At 49.4% G+C, this 18,796-nt stretch carries 14 protein-coding genes; 4 read left to right on the top strand and 10 right to left on the bottom strand.

Annotated elements, in window-relative coordinates; translation table 11 throughout:
- Positions 1–9 precede the first annotated feature (9 nt).
- Entirely contained in the window at positions 10–276 is a 267-nt protein-coding gene (locus ABEB26_RS12910; protein WP_345722430.1) for a hypothetical protein, read from the bottom strand.
- A gap of 196 nt (positions 277–472) precedes the next feature.
- On the opposite strand from ABEB26_RS12910, the gene ABEB26_RS12905 reads away from it, so the two are divergent.
- The 3 genes from ABEB26_RS12905 to ABEB26_RS12895 are packed head-to-tail and all read left to right on the top strand — an operon-like array spanning position 473 to position 3,020.
- Positions 473–1,483: a DUF2157 domain-containing protein gene (locus ABEB26_RS12905; RefSeq protein WP_345722429.1), complete on the top strand. Its 1,011-nt coding sequence runs from the start codon at positions 473–475 to the stop codon at positions 1,481–1,483.
- Entirely contained in the window at positions 1,480–2,541 is a 1,062-nt protein-coding gene (locus tag ABEB26_RS12900) for a DUF4401 domain-containing protein (RefSeq protein WP_345722428.1), read from the top strand. The genes ABEB26_RS12905 and ABEB26_RS12900 overlap by 4 nt, the downstream gene beginning before the upstream one ends.
- On the top strand, positions 2,538–3,020 hold the full coding sequence (locus ABEB26_RS12895) for a GDYXXLXY domain-containing protein (RefSeq protein WP_345722427.1): 483 nt from the start codon (positions 2,538–2,540) through the stop codon (positions 3,018–3,020). Before ABEB26_RS12900 ends, ABEB26_RS12895 begins: the two co-directional genes overlap by 4 nt.
- A 152-nt stretch (positions 3,021–3,172) precedes the next feature.
- Here ABEB26_RS12895 and ABEB26_RS12890 read toward each other — a convergent pair whose 3' ends face one another.
- The 9 genes from ABEB26_RS12890 to ABEB26_RS12850 form a co-directional block, all read right to left on the bottom strand.
- Positions 3,173–4,456 carry an MFS transporter gene (locus ABEB26_RS12890; protein ID WP_345722426.1) on the bottom strand — a complete coding sequence of 428 codons (1,284 nt, stop codon included), beginning with the start codon at positions 4,454–4,456 and terminating at the stop codon, positions 3,173–3,175.
- 316 nt (positions 4,457–4,772) lie between these two features.
- Positions 4,773–6,911, bottom strand: a complete 2,139-nt coding sequence (locus ABEB26_RS12885) for a PQQ-dependent sugar dehydrogenase (protein ID WP_345722425.1) — start codon at positions 6,909–6,911, stop codon at positions 4,773–4,775.
- 84 nt (positions 6,912–6,995) lie between these two features.
- On the bottom strand, positions 6,996–8,243 hold the full coding sequence (locus ABEB26_RS12880; RefSeq protein ID WP_345722424.1) for an acyl-CoA dehydrogenase family protein: 1,248 nt from the start codon (positions 8,241–8,243) through the stop codon (positions 6,996–6,998).
- Between the two features lie 321 nt (positions 8,244–8,564).
- Positions 8,565–9,713, bottom strand: a complete 1,149-nt coding sequence (xylA, locus tag ABEB26_RS12875) for a xylose isomerase (protein ID WP_345722423.1) — start codon at positions 9,711–9,713, stop codon at positions 8,565–8,567.
- A 151-nt stretch (positions 9,714–9,864) separates the two neighbouring features.
- Entirely contained in the window at positions 9,865–12,189 is a 2,325-nt protein-coding gene (gene yicI / locus ABEB26_RS12870) for an alpha-xylosidase (protein ID WP_345722421.1), read from the bottom strand.
- Positions 12,190–12,388: 199 nt separating this feature from the next.
- On the bottom strand, positions 12,389–13,252 hold the full coding sequence (locus ABEB26_RS12865; protein WP_345722419.1) for a carbohydrate ABC transporter permease: 864 nt from the start codon (positions 13,250–13,252) through the stop codon (positions 12,389–12,391).
- 1 nt (position 13,253) lies between these two features.
- Entirely contained in the window at positions 13,254–14,147 is an 894-nt protein-coding gene (locus tag ABEB26_RS12860; protein WP_345722418.1) for a carbohydrate ABC transporter permease, read from the bottom strand.
- A gap of 297 nt (positions 14,148–14,444) precedes the next feature.
- Positions 14,445–15,776 (bottom strand): extracellular solute-binding protein, encoded by a 1,332-nt coding sequence (locus tag ABEB26_RS12855; RefSeq protein ID WP_345722417.1) that lies wholly within the window; start codon positions 15,774–15,776, stop codon positions 14,445–14,447.
- A 67-nt stretch (positions 15,777–15,843) separates the two neighbouring features.
- A complete protein-coding gene (locus ABEB26_RS12850; RefSeq protein ID WP_345722503.1) occupies positions 15,844–16,857 on the bottom strand; it encodes a LacI family DNA-binding transcriptional regulator in 1,014 nt (337 codons plus the stop codon).
- Positions 16,858–17,384: 527 nt separating this feature from the next.
- Here ABEB26_RS12850 and ABEB26_RS12845 point away from each other — a divergent pair.
- Positions 17,385–18,785 (top strand): pyridoxal phosphate-dependent decarboxylase family protein, encoded by a 1,401-nt coding sequence (locus ABEB26_RS12845; RefSeq protein ID WP_345722416.1) that lies wholly within the window; start codon positions 17,385–17,387, stop codon positions 18,783–18,785.
- Positions 18,786–18,796: the final 11 nt, after the last annotated feature.

Raw genomic sequence — 18,796 nt, 5'->3', positions numbered from 1 at the left:
GAAATATGCTTATTCAGAATCTGAAGTAGTAGAGATATTTACATCGCTAGATTTATCTTTCAACGCTACTTGCAACTTCGGGCTGGTTAACTGATGTTTAATAATTAATTGATCCTCTTGTTCTAGTTGAGCCAATGCACATTTTACGGCAGTAAGCGATAATCCGCTTTCTTTGGCAATAATATGGGGGCTTGCAAAATTTTTTTGTGCAAGTACGTTCAAGACACCTTCCAAATGTTCTGGTTTGGGCTTTAATTTAAATGTACCAAAAGTCATTTAATCCTCCAGAATAGAGCAATTATGTCAAATCTAATTGGATTAGTAAGATTGTACTATAAACCACGAAACATATTTTCGTCAAACGTTTTAGCCCGAGAATCACCCAGCAAGTGTACCTTTGGTTACATTCGATAGGAGCGGCTTAGGCATACAATATGCATAGACCAATAGAGTGATAGAAAGAAAGGCTTGTATGATCGAACTTCCTGATCCACTTGATCAAGCCCCAACCCGTGATCTGCTCCACCATTACGTTGATGAGAGAATCCTTAATCGGGCAACCATGAAACGTGCCTTACAACTAAGCGGGTTTACGCCAACTGCCCAAGCGTGGGTGCGCTTCTTTAATCTTAGTTTGCTAGTGCTGGGTGCTGGCTTGGCAGTTTGTGGGGTCTATTTCTTCTTTGCCTTCAATTGGGCCAGCATGCATCGCTTCGCCAAACTAGGCTTGGTTGAAGGTGCCCTGGTAATCTCAACTGTTGCTGCCTTGTGGTATGGCTTAGAACGGATTCAAGGCAAGATTTTGCTCATGGTTAGTGCCTGTTTGGTTGGCGCACTGATGGCGTTATTCGGCCAAATTTATCAAACAGGTGCTGATGCCTACACCCTCTTTTTGAATTGGGCCTTAGTAATCACAGGCTTGGCAATTGCTGGCAATTTTGCGCCATTATGGCTGCTATGGTGGGGGCTTTGGAACCTTACGATTGTGCTTTACTACGATCAAACTGGTAATTTTCGCCAAACCAACGATTTATTCGCCTTGCTGATCTTCAATGGGCTAAGTTTTGCGCTTGCTGAAGGCCTACGCCAACGCAAATTGGCTTGGTTACAAACCAATTGGTTGCATCGAGTGCTTGGGTTAGGTTTGCTATGGGTGCTAGTGCTGATCAGCTTTAACTTTGGTGATCGATTTTTCAGCTATGGGTCGAACGAGCTTAATCCTGCCCGGGTAATCCTCTATCTCCTAGCAATTGTGGTGTTAGCTGGCATGACAACCTACCACCATTTTGTGAGGTTTGATGGGCTATTGGCCTTGGCCAGCCTTGGTACGATCTGGTTTTTTGTCGATCGCTGGCTGTTCGAATGGCTTTCGTATGATTCTGGAGCAACCTTCCTGCTCGCTGGCATGATCATTTTGGGCCAAACGGTTGGCTCAATTCTCTGGGTGCGCCAACGTCAACAACTGCTAGGAGGCCATGCATGAGCACTGCACGTTATAGCTTACGTCAATTATTCGCTGATCTTGAGCTCGAGCCACCAACATTTGTGCTGGCAGCTCAACCACCCAGCGACGATCCATGGTATATGCGGATTTTTGCTGGGATTGGAGCATGGTTCGCTGCACTCATGTTTCTTACTTTTTTGGGCATTACCAGCATTATTACCAATGAATTTGGGGCATTGGTTGTTGGATTGGGATTATGTGCCGCTGCGCTTGGGATTAATCGCCGCAATCAACCATCAACTTTTTTACGTCAACTCGCCCTAGCTATCAGCATCACTGGTCAACTGCTAGCAATCAGCGGCTGGACAGAGATTGTTGACTCATTGATAGTTGCGGCGCTTGGGGTGATTGTCTTAGAAATAGCCCTATTTGTCGCCCATCGCGATTTCACCCAACGATTAATCTCAACCTTGGCAGTAATTACCGCCATTCATGTGATTGCAGCTGATCTGAGCAATTGGGTCGAGAGTTTCAATTATATGTATCTGCTGTTGAGCGTTATGATCATTAGCTTTGCGCTCCTGATGTGGTCTGAACCAAAAATCCATGAAGATCAGCTTTGGTCAAGTGCTTCACCAATAGCCTACGGTATACTGCTGTTTATGGGCATCTCTAGCCTGCTAATCAACTTCAGTTGGGATGAATTCGTTGGGCGTGGTAGTTTCTTTATTCTGCCAGCGATTGTCGCGATCATCTGCTTGGGTACAACGATTTGGATGATTGTCAATGAATTTGAGTATAAATTGGGGCTAATTCAACTGGGATGTATCGGTCTTGGCTTATTATTCATCACCTTTGTTGGGATCAACACTCCAGCGATCATTATTGCCCTGTTGATTATTTTGCTCAGCTATTGGCGGGGTTATCCGGTAATGTTTGGGTTTGGTTGTTTAGCATTAATTGGTGCATTGAGTTTGTATTACTACAATCTTAATATTTTATTGCTCTACAAATCAATCATTTTATTTGGCACTGGAATGATATTACTGGTAATTCGGGCATTGGTGCTGAAATTGAATCAAAAGGAAGCTGTATGAGTATTCGTTATGGCTTAATTATCCTCAGTTTGGTGGCTTGTTTGGGCTTGGTTAATTTCAGTGTGGTGCAACGAGAAGCAATAATCAATACTGGGCGCGTGGTCTATCTTGAATTAGCCCCAGTTGACCCACGTTCGTTGCTGCAAGGTGATTATATGCAGTTGAATTACGATACCCTCCCATTTTCCTATGATCAAGCTTTTTCAAGTAAAGGCGTGTTGGTGCTCACAGTCGATCAGCAGCATATTGGCACATTTTCGCATTTTGAATATGGTGAGCAAGCCTTGGCCGCCAACCAACAACGGCTCAAATATCGCTCGAGAGGCTATGATGTGCAGTTAGCAGCCGACACATTCTTCTTTCAAGAAGGTACTGGCGAGCGTTTTGCCGAGGCTCGTTATGCTGAACTGCATATCGACGAGGCTGGAGAAATGGCCTTGGTCGGCTTACGTGATAAAGATTTGAATTTGATTAAATGATTTGCGCCACCCTTCCGTCCCGCCAGCGGGAGATGCAGGGGGTTTTCAGCCCCCTGCACCCCCAAATATTTATTTGATAGATTGACAAGATGTGTTCTAAATCCCTAACCTTCGTGTGCTTCGCGGTTCCATTTTCCGATCCTTTATTTTACCTATAACGCTTCGGCTTGGGCTTGGCTAAGGCTCGTCTCGACGATTGGGGGTTCAGCCTCGTGCGATTGGCTTTCCATAGTCATAACTGAGCGCAGCCCAAAACCCAACACGCCCATCGCAATCGTCACGACACCGCCAAGAATGTACCAAACTCGCAGGCCAAAGCTATCAGCAATTGGACCAGCCAACAACAAGCCCAGTGGAGCCATGGCGGTGGCAAAGCTGGCAACCAGCGAGAACACCCGCCCTTGCAATTCGGGAGCAATCACGCCTTGAATCATCGCCCCAAACGAGCCATTGACAATTGGCAAACTCAAACCAACCAAGCCATTCATAGCAATCGCTGCCCAAATCAATGAGCTTGGCATGATCCCCATCAACAGGGTGAAACTGCCCAATAGCACCAAACCAAAGAGGGCTGTGACGATTCGGCGCTTGAAACCGCCCCAAACGCTCAGTAAAATCCCACCGAGAATAATCCCAATTGAGAGTGCTGCTTCCATCCAGCCCAACTCGCTAGCTCCGCCACCAAAAATTTTGGTCACGAGCAAGGGTAATAACGAACCAATCGGAGTCATCACCAGATTGATCATGCTCACCATAATTAGGCTAATCAATAAGCCACGCCAGCCAATTACATAGGCAAAGCCTTCGCGCATATCTTGCCAAAAAGTAACGTTGCGGTCGGCATCACGTTGTGGCTGGGGAATACGCACAAACAGCAAGGGCAAAATTGCCAATATGGCTGTAACCACATCAATTGATAAAACGACTTGCAAGGGGAATTTAGCTATCAGCCATGCGCCCAGCGGTGCCGCAATAATATTCATACCACCATGCAAAGCTTGATTGAGGCCTTGAACCCGCGCTAAGTGAGTTTTGGGCACGAGTAAGACGGTTGAAGCACCCATGGCGGTCGCATGGAATCGCTCACAAATTGAGCGCAGCAATAACGCCAGATAAATATGCCAAACTGCATCAGCCTCACGCCAAAAGAGCAACGCTAAGCCGATCGTCACCAACATCGAACAGGCATCAGCAACTAACATAATCACTTGGCGATTCATGCGATCAACCCAAGTGCCAATAAACGGCGAAAGCAACACCGCTGGCAACATCGCCATTAATGTGGCAAAAGCCAAGGTTGTGGCCGAACCAGTGCGCAGGGTTAAATTCCAAATAATCGCAAATTGAACTAATTGGCTTCCGACTAATGAAAAAACTTGGCCCAGCCAAATACTCAGAAACCGACCCAACCAAGCCGATGAAGATGGATTTTGCATTGCTAGCTCCTCTGGTTGAAACTAGCCAAACTATAGCTGGCTCAGACTGCAATCGACAGCCTGCAAAAGATGTATCTTGGATATGTAGCTGTTTGGAGCCGAATTGAGGCTGAGCCAACCAGCACTACACCTTTTGGCGCAGCGTAAACAAACGCCCTTTGATGATGTCGATCAAAGGGCGTTGAAGTATTCCCTCACCCCCTAGCCCCCTCTCCCGCCGAGCGAGGCGAGGGGGAAAACCTCCTTCATAACTACTGAAACTCCCCTCTCCCGCCGCAGTGGGAAAGGGGTTGGGGGTGAGGGAACAATAATGGTTTTACTTGCGCACAATTGGCAAATACAGCTGATAGGGGGTAAATTCTTCGTAGACTACGGTGTAGGTCGTGGCACTCGCAGGTGTGATAAAGGTGCGTGGATTGCTGGTGTTATCATCGCTCCAGCGTACAAACCGCCACCAACGATTGTTATCAATATAGACTGGCGCAGTCACTCGTAGGCTGTAGTTTTCCCACGAAACAAATGGAGCATCGGCCTCGATTGGGTCGTTATTGACCACAAAATTGGCGTTGGCATTCGGAGTTGAAGCCAAGGTCACATCAACTTTATGGGGTTGGATGGTTTGGGTGACCACATGACTCAAGCCACTGCTATCAGTTGCAGTCAGTTCAAGCTCTAAATAACTATTGCTGGCCGCTAGCAAATCTTCGGGGGCTGGCGCAGTAAAGCTAAAACTATTGGTGGTTGGTTGGGTCAAATAGGGGTGAGTGTGGGTATCGTGGTGCAAAATCACTTTCCACGATAAAGCACTGGATGGCAATTGGCCTTGTTCAGCATCGCTGGCCTGCCCTCGCACCTGGATTGTTTGGCCAACCGCAAATTGAGCGTTTGAATTTGGTTGGGTAATGCTGGCATTCGGTGCAGTTGCCCCAACTCGCACAAGCGCCTGGCTCACATTCGATAAATCACCGTTGCTGCCGCGCAAATACAAGGTTGCGGTGTAGGTACCATTGCTGTTGTAGGTGTAGGATGTACTGGCTGTACTGGTTTCGCGGCTCGTGCCATTGCCAAAATTCCACAAATAGCTTGCGCCGCTGCTCGGATTGCTAGCAGTGAAGGTCACGGCCAAGGGAGCCGCACCAAAACTGGGGTTGGCTGTAAAAGCTGAATTCAAGCTGCTGCTACCATCATAGCTAATTCGGCGAATTTCGCCGCCATTGGCATAGGTCGCATAAAATAAGGCTTGGCGACCGCCGTTAGGGCCAAATGCCATATGCGTGACCGACCCAGGATCATCCGAGAAAGTCAGGACAGAATTGTAGGGTGCTTGGGCAGAAATCATAAAAATTTTGCCACAAACATAATCGCCAAACATATAGCCGCTGTAATTGCTGGGGAAGGTATTGGCGGGCACAAAAGCGCCACCAGTGATCGAATTGCAGTTGGTAAATGGTGCGCCAGCGTTGCCATGGCTATATTCATAAATCGGGTCAACCATATTGGCGGGCGTTGGCGAACATGGCCCAGTCGAATTATTGACCCGTGTACCTTCGCGACAATTCCAGCCATAATCCTTGCCCGCAACAACTTCGTCGATTTCTTCGCGCACATTTTGACCAACATCGTTGACAAACAAACGCACGCCGCTGGCATTGGGATCGAAAGTCATGCGATAGGGATTGCGAAAACCCCAAGCCCAAGTTTCTTGGCAAATCGTGCCGCTGGCAACTGAGCCAGTGTTACAACGCGCCGTACCACTGCCAATAAACGGATTATCACTGGGAATCGTGCCATCGGGATTGATGCGCAGAATTTTGCCAAGCAAGGTGTGTTGTTCACGTGAAGCATCGTTTGAGCCACCACAACCGCTATCAAGATAATCGCAGCCGCCATCGCCAACGCTCACATACAACTTGCCATCTTTGCCAAACGCAACATCGCCAGCATTATGATTGCCGTTGTATGAACCAATATTATCAATCAAGACCGATTCTGAGTTGATATCGAGTACATTATTGCTCCAAGTAAAGCGTGAAACACGATTCACTGGATTAACGGTTGTGCTCTGACGAGGGCAGTTGTTTGAAGTCTGGTTAAATTTATTGAAGGTATAGTAAACATACACATATGGGCGGCTAGTGGTAAATTGCGGATCAACCGCGATGCCCAACAAACCTCGCTCAAAATCGTAGCAAACTCGATTGCCAAGGCTCATTACGGTGCGCGTGCTTGTGCCATTCCAACCCAACAACTGACCATTTTGCTGAGTAATCAACATCTCACCAGAGGGCAGCCATGTAAACGCGGTTGGGGCATCAAGGCTACTAGCGGGGACAACCACGGTTTGGGTGAAGCCAGCCGGAACGGCACTAGGGGAGAGATCAGGGTTCGCTTGCTGAACAAATTGAGCAGAAAAACCTGAAAAGATCAGAACAACGATAATAATCCAACGCGACATACTTCCTCCTTAAAAACACGACCACCGCGAACAAGCTCAAAAAACCTTGCTCGCGGTGGTGTTCGCTCCGACAGCCAAGGCTGTTTAGGCGTTCCAAGCCTCTTCATCATAGGCTGGGAGTTCACAGCGCAAAGGCTTGTTTTCCCGCTCTGAGAGCGCAAAATCTGCTTGTAACAATTCTTGCAACTCGCGGGTTCCTTCGTATATCACCGCGCCACGGCTATTGCGCAAATAGCGTTCAACTGGATACTCGTCGCTAAAGCCATAAGCACCGTGAATTTGAATTGCATCGTTGGCGCAGTTGAAGCTTTCGACGGTGGCATGCCATTTGGCCAAGGTAGTTTCGCGGGTGTTGCGAATGCCTTGGTTTTTGAGCCAGCCAGCGCGATAGCACAACAACCGGGATGTTTCCAACTTCAGTACCATATGGCTAATCATGCGCTTGACCAATTGGTGTTGACCAATCGGCACGCCGAAGGTTTCGCGCTCTTTGGCATACTTGACCGATGCTTCCAAGGCAGCTTGGATCAAGCCAGTTGCGCCAGTTGCCACGGTGTAGCGGCCATTATCCAGCGCCGTCATAGCAATTTTGAAACCTTCGCCTTCTTCGCCCAAGCGATTGGCAACCGGTACGCGCACATTTTCGAATACGACGCTACCAGTGTTGCCAGCCCGCACGCCCAACTTGCCATGAATTGGCATGGTTGAAACGCCTTCAAAACTGCGTTCGACGATAAACGCGGTCATGCCGCGTTGTTTTTTGCCTTTGTCGGTGTAGGCTACCACCAAGAAATGGTCGGCCAAATCCGAGAGGCTAATCCAGGTTTTTTCGCCGTTGAGAATATAGTGATCGCCTTCGAGCACAGCGGTTGATTGCATGCCAGCAACGTCGGTGCCAGCGTTTGGCTCGGTCAGACAATAGGCAGCAATTTTTGCGCCAGTCGCTTGAGGTACAAGATATTTTTGTTTTTGTTCTTCAGTGCCCCATTGAAATACGGCTAATGAGTTGAGGCCAGTATGCACGCTGAGAATCACCCGCAGCGATGTATCAACCCGCTCTAATTCTTCACAAACGACTGCTAGCCCCAAATAATCGAAGCCTGCGCCGCCATATTTTTGTGGTAGACACACCCCGAGAAAACCGAGTTCACCCATGCGTTTGATAATTGGCAACATATGCTCGGCAGTTCCGGCATGCTCACCAGCGCCCTTACGATCCCATTCTTGGATGTAGGGTGCGACTTCTTTTTCAGCAAAATCGCGCACAGTTTTACGCAGCATATCGTGCTGTTCATTCAGCAAAAACCCGTAATTTTCGGTCCAATCAATCATGGCTTGTTCTACCTCGTGTGTGCTGTATAGCTCGTTGTTTGCCCCATTGCAAGCAACATTGTAGCTTCTAGCATAGCATATCTTGGCAATTTGCGGGTGAGGGGCGAGGGATCAGGGGCTGGGGGTCAGGATATTAGCGCTGAGAATATGAGGCTATAAGCTTTGGGCTATATATCGGAACATTAACCTAGATAAATCCGTGAAATCTGTGGCTAAAATAACCTTCGTGCTCTTCGTGGATCAATAACGCGAAACCACGAAGAACACAAAGAACGACTATTGGTAGTTATTTTTGACTTTTGACTTCTGCCTTTTGACTTTCTATCTGGCTCCCATCAACAACTCAAAGGTCAGTTGATCGAGCTTTTCGTAGCCGAGGCCACGTTCGCCAAGCGCTTGACGATCAAATTGATAGGCTTTGAGCGCAGCGGCACGTTCGGGCGTGTAGCCACCACGGAATTGCTCAACATCGGCATTTGGCGCGTTGATTTGAGCTAACAAGGCTTGAATCTCTGGGTCGGCGTTGAAACGCTGAACTTTTTCGGCCAAAATTTGGTAGGTGCGCATACAACCACGGGCAAAATCTTTAACTCCCTCAAGATCTTCGCTGCGGTAAGCATGGGCATCGAAATGCAATGGGCCATCGTAGCCAGCATCATGCAGCAATTTCACCAAGAAAAAGCTTTGTTTGTAGTTTTGCGCTCCAAAGCGATAATCTTGGTCGTAGCGGCCACTATTTTGATCGTTAAGATCGATATGGAACAATTTGCCAGCGTCAAGCGCCTGCGCCACGGCATGGGTAAAATTCAGGCCAGCCATGGTTTCGTGGGCAACTTCGGGATTCACACCCACCATCTCAGGCTGATCGAGGGTCTGAATAAAGCCCAACATTGCTCCGGTGGTCGGCAAGAAGATATCGCCACGTGGTTCGTTGGGCTTGGCTTCCAAGGCAAACCGATAGCCATAGCCTTGGGCATTGCTATATTCGCACAAAAAGTTCAGCGCTTCGCGGAACCACTTCAAGCCTTCGAGCAGGTTTTTCGAAGCATCAGTTTCGCTGCCTTCACGCCCACCCCAAAAAACATAGGTTTTAGCCCCAAATTCAGCGCCTAAATCCATTGCGGCCATGGTTTTTTGCAAGGCATAGGCTCGTACTGCTGGATCGTTACTGGTGAACGCGCCATCTTTGAAGGCTGGGTGACCGAATAAATTAGTGGTTGCCATCGGCACAACCAAGCCCGTATCCTTGAGCGCTTGCTTGAAATCGGCCACAATTTGGGCTTTTTGGCTGGCATTGGCATCAATCGGCACTAAATCATTATCGTGAAAATTAACTCCCCACGCCCCAACTTCTGCCAAAAGATGTACAATCTCAACTGGCGAGAGCGTTTTGCGCACTGGCTCGCCAAATGGGTCGCGCCCAACATTGCCAACTGTCCATAATCCGAAGGTAAATTTATGTTGTGTCATGATATTGATTCCTTAATTTGATCCACGAAGAGCACGAAGATGCCAGTTGTCAGGGGTCAGGAGGCAAGACAGCCACAAATTTCACCGATGCTCGCTTCTAATCCATAGCCTATAGCCTGATCCCTAGCCCCTGGTCTCTGACCCCTAAAACCTACTTCAACTTCACCACCAAATTGGTTGCTTGATCGAGGGCGGTAAGTTGGATACCCAACGGATGTTGCTCGACTAAGGCTCCATCGGCGCTGGCGACTTGTTGCACGCCAACCAGCACGACTTGCCAATCACTGGCTTGGCCTTCTTGTACGATGCTGATCGTGTCACCATCGCGGCGAGCACTCCACGAGGCAGCAATATCGCCATTGGTGGCAGGAACCATGGTGTAGGCTGCTTGACCATCGCCCAATTGGTACAAATTCAGGGTCACGCCGCTGCTATAGTCGTAGTCGGGGCGCTCGCTGTTGTTGCCAACCGCAATCAAGCTGTTGGGGCGAGCCAATAATGGCAGGCTCAGCATATCGTGAGTTTCGGTGACCCAGCGTGGGCCTTCGACGACTGCGCCAGTCGTAATTTGCGTCCAGCGCCCAGCAGGCACATAGTAGGTTACGGTGTTGTCGTAGGCGAATACTGGCGCAACCAACAACGAATCACCCAACATATATTGGCGATCAAGGAAATCGCAGGTCGGGTCGTTGGGGAATTCCAACAACATGGCCCGCATCACTGGAATCCCACTGTTGGAAGCGGTCACAGCAGCACCATAGAGGTATGGCATCAAGCGTGATTTGAGTTTGGTGAAGTAGCGCAGCACATCAACCGCTTCTTCATCGTAAATCCATGGCACACGATAGGTATGGTTGCCATGCAAACGGCTATGGGATGAAAGCATGCCAAAGGCAATCCAGCGTTTGTAAATTTCAACTGGTGGCATGCCCTCGAAGCCACCAATATCGTGGCTCCAGAAGCCAAAGCCTGAAAGCCCTAACGATAAACCGCCGCGCAAACTTTCAGCCATCGATTCGAAGGTCGATTCGCAATCGCCACCCCAGTGCACTGGGAATTGCTGACCACCAGCAGTTGCCGAGCGGGCAAACACTACTGCATCGTTTTCGCCGCGTTCAGTTTTCAACAAATCAAACACGGTTTTGTTGTAAAGATGAGTGTAGTAATTGTGCATCCGCTGCGGGTCGGAGCCATCGAAATAGGCTACATCGGTTGGAATCCGTTCGCCAAAGTCGGTTTTGAAACAATCTACGCCCATATCGAGCAGGCCTTTGAGTTTGGCCGCATACCAAGCACAAGCTGCGGGATTGGTAAAATCAACCAAGCCCATGCCCGATTGCCACATATCCGATTGCCACACATCGCCGTTGGGTTTCTTCACCAAGTAGCCATGCTCCATACCTTCGCGGAACATCGCCGAACGTTGAGCAATGTAAGGATTAATCCAAACACAAATCTTCAAACCACGATCTTTGAGCCGTTTGAGCATGCCCTCAGGATCAGGGAAGGTGCGTGAATCCCATTCGAGATCGCACCAGTGGAACTCGCGCATCCAAAAACAATCGAAGTGGAAGACGTGTAGGGGCAAATCGCGGTCGGCCATACCTTGGATAAAACTGGTGACGGTTTGCTCATCATACGAAGTGGTAAACGAGGTGGTGAGCCATAAACCAAATGACCATGCTGGCGGCAAGGCTGGGCGGCCAGTCAAGGCGGTAAGTTTTTCGAGAATCTCCTTGGGGGTTGGGCCATAGATCACAAAATATTCGAGGCTTTGGCCTGGTACGCTAAATTGCACCCGCGAAACTTTTTCCGAGGCAATTTCAAAAGCGACGTTTTCGGGCTGATTGACGAATACCCCATAGCCACGATTGGTCAGATAAAATGGCACATTTTTGTAGGCTTGCTCGCTGCCAGTGCCACCATCTTGGTTCCAAACATCGACTGATTGGCCATTTTTGACGAAGGCGGTAAAACGCTCGCCCAAGCCATAAACTTGCTCACCAACGCCGAGCGATAATTGCTCGTGCATAAATTCGCCAGCATCGGCCATGCTAATGTAGCCAACGCCTTTGCGCCCACTGCTGGTGACGCGGCGGTTTTCAGCCCAAAAATTAATACTCCAATCGCCAGTTTTGGGGATTTGCACGCTCAATTTGCCGCTGGTCAAGCGAAATTCTTGTTGATCTTCGCTGGTGCTAACACTCTCATTAGCCGATTCAGCAATGGCAAAATTGGGACCAAGTGAACGTTGACCTTCAAAATGGGTTAGTTTGACCCGAATCACATCGGGCATGGGCGAGGAAAAACGGGCAGTAATTGTGCCTAGGTTCAGGGTATCGCCCCGATGATTAATCCGTTTGCCTGGTGCATAGACCGTCAGCGTTGTATCGTTTATTTGGCCATCATAGGCCTGTGATGCAAAGAGCGCATTAACGCCCTCACGCATCATCCAATACCCATCAGTAAATTTCATTGTTTAATCCTTATGTTGATCCACGAAGGACACGAAGGACACGAAGGGCGGAACCGCGAAGAGCGCGAAGAACGCGAAGAACAATGGGTTCATCCTTCATCCTTTCGTTCTCTGCGCCTATGCGTTAAGGCTCCCTATGTTTTATGTTGCCTGATCTTTATTTCCTGAACCCTGAACCCTGAACCCTGAACCCTCGTCACTACTTCACACTGCCTGCGGCGATGCCTTTGGTCAGGGTGCGTTGGAAGATCAAGAAGAAAATGAAGCATGGCAAAATCCCCAACAAGGCTGAAGCACTGGATAAGGTGGCTTCCATGTTGCGTTGGCCTTGCAGCACACCCACCGCAATCGGCACCGTTTGGCGATCGTTGCTAATCAACAAAATCAACGGCAGGAAAAATTCATTCCATGTCCAGATGAAAAAGAAGGTGAAGAGCACCGAAAGCGTTGGCCGACTGACCGGAACAATAATCTTAAACAAGAGTTGCAGTTTGTTGCAGCCATCCAACATTGCCGCTTCGAGCATCTCTTTGGGAAACGTACTGAATACTGATGAAAGCAAGTAAGTGCCAAAGGCGCTCTGAATCACTGAGAAAATCAAGATCACTACAAAGCGCGTGTTGTAGAGATCGAATTCTTTGGAGAGGTAGTACAACGGATAAACCAGTGATTCTTGGGGCAGGGTGTTGGCAACCATAAATAGAATCAACAGCCAAACGCGGCCTTTGATTCGGCCAATGCCAAGCGCAAAGGCATTCAGCAACGACAACAGCACACCTATCACCGCCACACTAGCGCTAATCAACAAGCTATTAAGCAACTTCTGGCTATAATCGACCCGCTGCCAAAACGCCACGATCCCATCAATCGACCATTCGCTTGGCCAACTCAGTGGGCCGTTGCTAGCATAATCGGTTGGCGTTTTAAAGGCGTTGATCACCACAATTGCAAATGGCAACAGCACAATCAGCACAGCAATAATCAAGGCAGCCAACACAAGATAGCGGCCAAAACCAGCCTGATGTGGTTTTTTGAGGGTTGATTTCAAAGGTAGGCTGGTCATCTTAAAGCTCCTCGGCGGATTGGCGACGAATAAAGATGATCGTCAGCACTATGATGATCAAGGTCATGACGGTGGCAATCGCTGCACCATAGCCAACATTAGCCTTCTCGAAGAAGTTTTGATAGGCAAAGTAAGAGGGAACCAAGGTGGCATTGCCCGGGCCGCCACGGGTCAGCACATAAATTTGACCAAAAACTTTAAGCGAGGCAATCGTGGTGGTCAGCAGCACGACAAAAATCTCAGGCCGAATTAGGTGCACCGTGATAAAGCGAAAGCGATCAAACCAGCTTGCGCCATCGAGCACCGCTGCCTCGTAAATTTCAGGGTCGATGCGCTGCAAACCAGCCATGAAAATCACCAGCGGATAGCCCAGTTGGAACCAAACCATAATCATCATGACGCTGGGCAAGGCAGTTTGGCGATTACCAAGCCAGTTGCGAGTCAAATTCTCGAGGCCAAGCGTTTCGAGAAAGCCATTCAGCGCCCCATAGTTGGGGTGCAGAATCCAAGCCCAAACCACGCCAGCAATCGCCACGGGCAAAATTTGCGGCAGATAAAAGGCTGCGCGAAAAAAGCTAGCCGTGCCAGAGCCAAATTTATTGCCAATGTAATCGTAGAGCACCGCTGCCAGCAACAAACCCAGCAAGGTTGGCACAATCGTCATGGCAATCAGCATCGCCAAGTTGTTACGGAATGATGCCCAAAAGGTGCTATCACGGAACAAGCGGGCATAGTTATCGAGACCAGCCCATTTTGGCGTGCCGACACCCTGCCACGTGGTAAAACTTGTGCCAATATTCATCAAGAAGGGAATGGCGATAACCATCACAAACAAAATCAAGCCAGGTAGCAAAAACCACCAGTAGCCGCTGTTTGTTGAACGTTTAAGCATCATTGCCGTAACCTTTCGATTGGAAAATCAGGGGTCAGGGGCTAGGGGTCGGGGGTCAGAATCGCTATCCTTTTTCCTAAATCCTAGCCAAAAGACCCTATGTATTAGTTGTAATGGTTCATTGATTTGGCAATGAACTGCATGCCCTCACCCCCTAACCCCCGCTCCCGCCCGCGAGGCGAGGGGGAATCGCGCTCGATGCTCCCCTCTCCCGCCGCAGTGGGAGAGGGGCTGGGGGTGAGGGAGCAGACTGAGGATTACTGTCCTGACCCCTGACTCCTGACAGCTGGCCTCTAAACCCTACTTACCTAAGGTTGCCCGATTTTCTTGATATGGAATAGCGATTGCATCGAGCATTTCGCTGGGTGTTTTGGTGCCATCGATCAACTCTTGAACATTGGCAACCAAGACATCGTAGAAACCTGGGGCTGGCCAGTCGGGGTAGAAGGCTAAGCCATCGGCCTTGGAGATTGCATCGAAGTTTTGAATCAACTCTTTGTTCTTTTCGTTGGTGATTTTGCTCACGTCGGCGTTGACTGGCACGCCACCAGAGTTACCCAACAAGGTCTGAATATCTTGGCTCATCGTGATATCGATGAAATCGTAGACCAGATCTTTGTTTTTGGCATTGGTTGGCACGGCCCAGATGTTGCCGCTTGAGCCGGGGTGCAATTTGTTACCAGGGAACAAGAACGTGCCCCATTCAAAACCCTTAATTTCGTCGGTAAAGCGACCATACCACCAGCTGCCCGAAATCATGATTGGGAATGTGCCATTGGTGAAGGCCACGCCCATATCTTCGGCTTTGATGCCCGTTGCATCTTTGCTGATATAGCCTTTGCTGACCCACTCGGCCATTTTTTCTGCGCCATAGGTAAACTCGGGGCCACGGAAATCGACATCACCTTGATAGAGTTGGAAGGCATTAACAAATTCGCGATCAGCTTGGCTGAGCACCAATTCATAGAAAATCTGTTGGGCGGGATATTCAGCAGCGCCGACCGAGAGCGGCGTGACCCCTTGTTGCACAAAGGCATCCATGACGGCTTCAAATTCGGCCAAAGTGGTTGGCACTTGCAAGTTGGCCTTGGCGAACATATCTTTGTTGTAATAAACCATGACATATTCGGCATAGTTGGGCACGCCAAACCATTTGCCAGCGCCCATCACGCCTTTTTCATCGTAGCGGGCGGTGGTTTGCAAACTGGAGCTGAGCAATTTATCCCAACCGCGTTGGGTCGCCACCTCAGAAAGATCGGTCAGCAAGCCTTGGGTGGAAAGCAAGCCAGCAGTTGCATTACCTTTGTTGTATTCCAAAATATCGGGGGTTTCATCAGAGTTGAGCACCATGCCAGCGGTTTGGCGAATTTGCTCAAAGCCTTTTTCTTCAAACTGAATCGTTACACCAGGGTGTGATGCTTGAAATTGTTTGATTGACTCAGCCCAAGCGATGCCCATGGCGCTGTTAGCACCTTCGTAGTGCCAAAGTTTAATTGTGCGTGGCTCATTGCTGGTGGTGCTGCCGCTTGGCGCAGTGGTAGCGGTCTCAGAGCCGCAAGCCGCCAAGATGCTGGTGAGCAAAACCAACACTAAGATAAAAGAGAGTCGGAACGTTGACTTCGATGTGGACATCTGTGTCCTCCTTGGGAGCGTTACCATAGTCATTGTTAATTTCAGCCGACGAGTGAGCGGTGGTGAACTATCGTTCTGTGCGCCGCGCTTGACCGGTACTACCGCGCACAACTAATTGACATGGCAAGAGTGCTTGAGGCAACTCGCGATCTTGGGCTTCGAGTTGTTGGATGAGTAAATCGACCCCTAACGCCCCAAGCTCGGCGATTGGTGGCTCTAAAGTCGTCAAGGTTGGTAAGGTCATTTCGGCAACCCGTGCCGAAGAAACCAGCGAAATCAGTGAAATATCGTCAGGAATTGACCAGCCACGTTCACTGACAGCTTGAATAATGCCTGGAATCGCCCGTTCATTCATCACAATCAAGCCACTCAAATCAGGATGATCGGTTAACAGTTGGTTGAAGGTTTCGTAGCCTGCGGCAACTGAATCGTGGCAAAAGCTGCTCACACCCTGTAATTGAGCGGCAGCAATCGCCTCATTGAAGCGTTGCGCCACCCGCACGGTCGGGCCGTAACCAGCCTCAAACGCTTCTTGCGAATGATTGATAAAGCCAATTTGGCTGTGGCCAAGCTCAGCGAGGCAATTTACGGCGAGTTGGGTCGTGCGATCAAAATCGATATCAACATAGCTCATGCCATTGCTTTCGGCACAACGTCCAATCATGCTGAAGGGAAATTCAAGTTCACGCAGTAATTCAATCCGTGGATCATTGAGGTGGACTTCCATCACCAACACGCCATCGACAAGGCCTTGTTGCAAGAGTTGGCGTAGCTCGCTGGAATCGGTGGGCAACGACCATAAAACCAAGTGGTAGCCTTTATTGCGGGCCGCTTCCGCCGCACTGGTCACGAACTCAAGCTCAGTTAAGCCTAAGCCGCGTTCAGGCGTGGGGAAAAGCAGGGCAATAATTTTGCTGCGCTTGCTGGCCAAACCGCGAGCTAAGGCATGGGGCTTGTAACCCAGCTCTTCCATTGCGGCATAGATCCGCTGGCGGGTTTCTTCAGAGATCGGCCTCGTTCCATTGAGTGCATATGAGACGGTGCTGAGCGCAACCCCGGCTCGTTTCGCGACATCGACCATCGTTGGCACAATGCCCCCCGTTCTCGCTTGTGGCGTTTAGCTTAGTTTATCGAAGCGTGTAGTCGAAACGCATAGTCGAAACGCTTCGATGAACACTATACAAAACCTCAGCACGATTGTCAAGCAGGGGCTAGGGGTCAGGTTTCAGGGGCTAGAGAATATAGAACATAGAGCAAAGAACATAGAAGTTAGGGGTCAGGTTTCAGGGGCTAGGGGTCAGGAGACTAGGGATTAAATTTTGACGCAGAGGCGCAGAGCATGTGAGGAGTTAGGATTCAAAGCTGGTACAAGGTTTGGGGAACAGCAAAATAATCATCATAATCTGTGGCTAATCTGTGGCTAAAATAATTCTTCGTGTCCTTCGTGGATTAAATTCAACCTAGATGAAATTTCCTGACCCCTGATCCCTAGTCCCTGACCCCTTTGTGGATCAAAAGTGGTTTGGTTAAATGCTCAAAAGTGGTGCTTAACCAAGCCACTTGTGTTTGTTATGCTCAAGCTAGTTCTGAATTAATTGAGGTAGCCCAATGCATCCAGTTTTAGCTCACGATGCCGCCCAAATCGACCACATTTTAGCGCAGACCCTTGCCACCGCCAAACAATTTCTGCACGATTTACCACAACGTCCGGTTGGGGTTGCATCGCAAATCGATCAGCCTGATCAATTACCAACCAATGGTTTAGGAGCCGAACAAACGCTTGAGCATTTTTTGGCTCGCTACAGCGATACATTAACTGGTAGCACTGGCCCACGCTATTGGGGCTTCGTGACTGGCGGCGCGACTCCAGCAGCGCTAGCGGGCGATTGGCTGGTCAGTGCCTTCGATCAAAATCCGAGTGGCACAACCGAAACCGCCGCGATTCGGGTTGAAAATGAAGCCATCAGCATGTTGCGCGAATTATTTGGCTTGCCCACGAGTTTTAGCGGCGCATTCGTTTCTGGGGCAACCATGGCCAATTTTGTGGGCTTGGCGATTGGGCGGCAATGGGCAGCCCAGCAACTCAACCACGATGTTGCCCGTATGGGATTATCGGGGCTTGCGCCAATTCCTGTATTGAGCGGCGCACCCCACTCAAGCATTTATAAGGCCATGTCAATGTTGGGCATGGGTCGCCAACAGCTACAAACAATCACCTTGCAGTCTGAACGCGAGGCGGTTGATATCACAGCATTGCGCCAAGCACTCCAAGCCTTGCCAGCCAATCAACCAGCGATCGTTGTTGCTAATGCAGGCACGGTCAATAGTGTCGATTTTGACGATCTTATGGCAATCGCGGAACTCAAGCAGGAATTCAATTTCTGGTTGCATGTTGATGCGGCCTTTGGGGGCTTTGCCGCCTGTTCGCCGCGTTTTGCTCACTTGGTGCGTGGGCTTGAGCATGCCGATTCACTGACGATCGATGCTCACAAATGGCTCAATGTGCCGTATGATTCAGCCATGCAATTCACTCGCCATAGCGCCTTGCAAGTTGAAGTGTTTCATAATAGCGCGGCCTATCTCAGCCCAATTGGCGAAAATCCAGGCTTTTTTCATCGCACGCCCGAAAATTCACGTCGTTGGCGAGCACTGCCAGCATGGTTTACGCTTATGGCTTATGGTTCGGCTGGCTACCAAGAAATGGTTGAACGCGATTGCGATTTGGCCCAACTACTGGCTAGCTATATCAGCGATTCGCCGCTGTTTCGCTTGGTCGCGCCTGTGCGAATGAACGTCGTTTGTTTCAGTTTGGTGGGCAATCCTGATAGCACTACAATTCAGGCTTATCTTGATGCAGTGCGGGCTACCGGAGCGGTGTTTATGACCGCAACCGTCTATGCTGGGCAACCAGCGATTCGCGCGGCCTTCTCAAATTGGCGCACCACAGCCGCCGATGTTGAGCTAGCTTGGCAGGCAATAGAATGGGTTGCAAGAGAACATAGAACATAGAGCAAAGAACA

Origin of the sequence: Herpetosiphon gulosus (assembly GCF_039545135.1) — a bacterium.
Lineage (GTDB): Bacteria > Chloroflexota > Chloroflexia > Chloroflexales > Herpetosiphonaceae > Herpetosiphon > Herpetosiphon gulosus.
The sequence above is the reverse complement of the archived record's forward strand: the minus strand, read 5'-3'. Positions and strand labels throughout refer to the sequence as shown.